The sequence below is a fragment of the uncultured Nevskia sp. genome, from assembly GCF_903885465.1.
Lineage (GTDB): Bacteria > Pseudomonadota > Gammaproteobacteria > Nevskiales > Nevskiaceae > Nevskia.
This window is the reverse complement of record NZ_CAISIQ010000235.1, coordinates 1-3,396: the sequence shown is the minus strand read 5'-3', so window position 1 is coordinate 3,396 and position 3,396 is coordinate 1. Positions and strand designations below refer to the sequence as shown.

Here is a 3,396-nt window from a genome sequence, read left to right as displayed (position 1 = left end):
TACGGCCTGCCGATGTTCCTGGTCGACGAGCGCCTGTCGTCGCGTGCCGCCGATGACGAAATCCGCTCGGCCCGCGCCGATGGCCGCAAGAAGCATCGCGTGCAGAAAGGCGAGCGCGATGGCGTGGCCGCGCGGCTGATCCTGGAGCAATACCTGTCCGACTGCGGCCGCGCGACGCCAGCCGCATCGGCACCGTCCGAAATTCCCAAGGCCGAGGCCTCATGACGCATCCGCTGCAACTGACGCCTGATGGGCGTCTGCGCCACCTGCTGACCGTGGAAGGCCTGTCACGGCCCTTGCTGACCGACATTCTCGACCAGGCCGAGCGCTACGCCGGCCAACCGAGCAGCAATCGCGGCAGTAGTGGCAGTCGGGGCCTCAAGGTGCCGCTGCTGCACGGCAAGACCGTGGTCAACCTGTTCTTCGAAGCTTCGACGCGCACCCGGATGACCTTCGAGCTGGCCGCCAAGCGGCTGTCGGCCGACGTGCTGAATCTGCAGATCGCGGCCAGCAGCACTTCCAAGGGCGAGACCTTGCTCGACACCTTGAAGACCATGGAAGCGATGCAGGTCGACATGTTCGTGATCCGTCACGAAGCCTCGGGTGCCGCGCATTTCTTCGCCCAGCACGCTGCGCCCGAAGTCGCGATCCTGAACGCCGGCGACGGCCGCCATGCACACCCGACGCAGGCCTTGCTCGACATGTTCACGATCCGCCGCCACCGGCCGGATTTCGAGAACCTGACCGTCGCCATCGTCGGCGACATCCTGCATTCGAGAGTCGCCCGCTCGGACATCCATGCGCTGCGCATCCTGGGCGCGAAGGAAATCAGAGTCGTCGGCCCGCGCACGCTGATTCCGGCCGGCATCGAAGCGATGGGAGTGACCGTCCATAACGACATCGACAGCGGCCTGGCCGACGCCGATGTGGTGATCCTGCTGCGCCTGCAGAAGGAGCGCATGGTCGGCGCCTTCCTGCCTTCGACCGGCGAATTCCATCGCGACTTCGGCCTGACCAAGGCCCGTCTCGAGACGCTCAAACCGGACGTGCTGGTGATGCATCCGGGGCCGATCAATCGCGGGGTCGAGATCGAGGGCGATGTCGCCTATGGCGAGCGTTCGCTGATTCTCGAGCAGGTCGAACACGGCATTGCGGTGCGCATGGCGGTGATGGGCATGATCCTCGGTGACGAAGGAGCGGCGGCATGAGCGCCTTCCTGAACAACGTGCTGATCCGCAACGCTCGCTTGCTCGATCCACGTGCCGGCACCGACAGCGTCGGCGATCTGGCGATTCGCGATGGCCTGATCGTCAGCGTCGACAGCGGCCCGTTCGAGGAAACCTTCGACGCCGCCGGCCGCTGGCTGATTCCGGGCATTGTCGATCTCTGCGCGCGCATGCGCGAACCGGGCGCGACGCAGAAAGGCACGATGCGTTCGGAAACCCATGCCGCGCTGGCGTCGGGCATCACCGCCGTCTGCCTGCCGCCGGACACCTCGCCGGTGATCGACAACACGGCGATGGTCAACCGGGTCAACCGCATCGCCAAGAAAGCGGCCGGTGCCTATGTGCACATGCTCGGTGCCTTGACCAAGGGCCTCGGCGGCGAAGCGCTGGCCGAGATCAGTGCGCTGAAAGCGGCCGGCTGCGTCGGCGTCTCGAACGGCCTGAACCCGGTCGCCAATGCGCTGGTCGCGCGCCGCGCACTCGAGTACGCCGCCAGCCTGGGCATGACCGTGCACGTGGTGCCGCTCGATGACGCGCTGGCCAACCACGGCTGCGCGCATGAAGGCGCGATCGCAACGCGCCTGGGCCTGGCAGCGATTCCGGTCGCCGCCGAAGCGCTGGCGATGCGCCAGTGGATTTCGCTGGTCGAGGACACGGGCGCTCGAGTGCACTTCGGACGCCTGTCGAGCGCCCGCGCGGTGGAACTGCTGGCGTCGGCGAAGCGTCTCGGCCTGCCGGTGACCGCCGATGTCGCAGCCCACCAGCTGTTCATGACCGATGCCGATCTCGAAGGCTTCAACGCGATGGCTCACGTCATTCCGCCGCTGCGCGCGGCGAGCGATCGCGATGCGCTGCGGGCGGCCGTCGGCAGCGGTCTGATCGACGCGATCTGCTCCGATCATCAGCCGCATGAGCTGGATGCCAAGACCAATCCGCTGCCGCAGACGGAGCCGGGCATCTCGGCACTGGAAACCTTGCTGCCGCTGAGCCTGCGTCTGGTCGAGGCCGGCCTGCTGACGCCGCTGGCGCTGGCCGAGCGTCTGGCTGGCGGCCCGGTACGGATTCTGGGTCTTTCGCAGGGCGGTTTTGCACTGGACGCGCGCGCCGATCTCTGCCTGGTCGATCCGACCGAGGAATGGCGTCTGGATGGCCGCAACATGCTCAGTGCCGGCCGCAATACGCCGTTCATGGGCCAGACCTTCAGCGGCCGCGCCATCAGGGTCTGGCGAGGATAAGTGTTGACCCCCGGTCAAAATGACCCGCCCCATACGGATTCGCCCCGGTTTCCGTAAAATGCCAAGACCTCGTGCCAGCCAACGTGCGGCCGATGACCTCTCTCCCCTGCGAAAAAGTGGTAACGAAAACCAATGGATGATCAGAAAAGCGCCGCGACGAGCTTCCAGGCTGACCTCGAGAAGCTGTTCGGTCTCAAGTCCGTCACCTACAAGTACGAGCTGAGCAAGGAACAGCTGTTCCACGAGGCGATCGCCAACGATCGCGGCCGCGTTTCGCGGGACGGCCCCTCGGATGCCCAGAAGGCGTTTCCGACCAAGCTCGGCGTTGCCGGCCCCCTGGTTTTCTACACCGATCCCGATTGCACCGGCCGCCGCACCAAGGACACGTTCGCGGTCAAGTGGCCGGATGTCGCCGACGAAATCTGGTTCAAGGCCGATCTCACGCCCTACGACCCGACCAAGTACGAAGGCCTGCTGAAGAGAGTCGTCGCCCATCTGAACGACAAGAAGGCCACGCTGTACGTCAAGGACCTGTTCATGGGTTCGGACTCCGATTTCGCAGTGCCGTACCGCTTCGTCGGCGAGTACGCCACTCACGCGTTCTTCTGCGACAACATGTTCCCGAAGAACCTGCCGGGCGTGAAGGACGTCGATTCCCGCCGCTGGACCATGCTCAACGTGCCGAGCTTCGTCTGCGAGCCGGAGCGTGACGGCAGCCGCTCGGAAGCGGCAGTGATCATCGACACCAAGAACCAGATCTGCATCGTCGCCGGCCGCGCCGATTACTGCGGCGTCAACAAGAAGACCATCTTCACCGTCGGCAACTACCTGCTGCCGAAGCAGGGCCGCCTCAGCATGCATTGCTCGGCGAACGTCGGTGCCAAGGGCGACGGCGCCATCCTGTTCGGCCTGTCCGGCACCGGCAAGACCACGCT

Annotated in this window: 4 protein-coding genes; all 4 read left to right on the top strand. The window is 65.6% G+C overall.

Annotated features, from left to right (window positions below; translation table 11 throughout):
- On the top strand, nucleotides 1-225 hold a 225-nt coding region (gene ruvX / locus QZY06_RS08795; RefSeq protein WP_295682986.1), incomplete at its 5' end, for a Holliday junction resolvase RuvX.
- Nucleotides 222-1,208: an aspartate carbamoyltransferase catalytic subunit gene (locus QZY06_RS08790; protein ID WP_295682984.1), complete on the top strand. Its 987-nt coding sequence runs from the start codon at nucleotides 222-224 to the stop codon at nucleotides 1,206-1,208. The genes ruvX and QZY06_RS08790, both read left to right, overlap by 4 nt.
- Nucleotides 1,205-2,461, top strand: coding sequence for a dihydroorotase family protein (locus QZY06_RS08785; RefSeq protein WP_295682982.1), 1,257 nt, complete (start codon nucleotides 1,205-1,207; stop codon nucleotides 2,459-2,461). Before QZY06_RS08790 ends, QZY06_RS08785 begins: the two co-directional genes overlap by 4 nt.
- A gap of 132 nt (nucleotides 2,462-2,593) precedes the next feature.
- On the top strand, nucleotides 2,594-3,396 hold an 803-nt coding region (locus tag QZY06_RS08780), incomplete at its 3' end, for a phosphoenolpyruvate carboxykinase (ATP) (RefSeq protein ID WP_295682978.1).

Coding starts and splice junctions, on each gene's coding strand:
- QZY06_RS08785 (WP_295682982.1), top strand. CDS start 1,205: ATGAGCGCCTTCCTGAACAACGTGCTGATCCGCAACGCTCGCTTGCTC.
- QZY06_RS08790 (WP_295682984.1), top strand. CDS start 222: ATGACGCATCCGCTGCAACTGACGCCTGATGGGCGTCTGCGCCACCTG.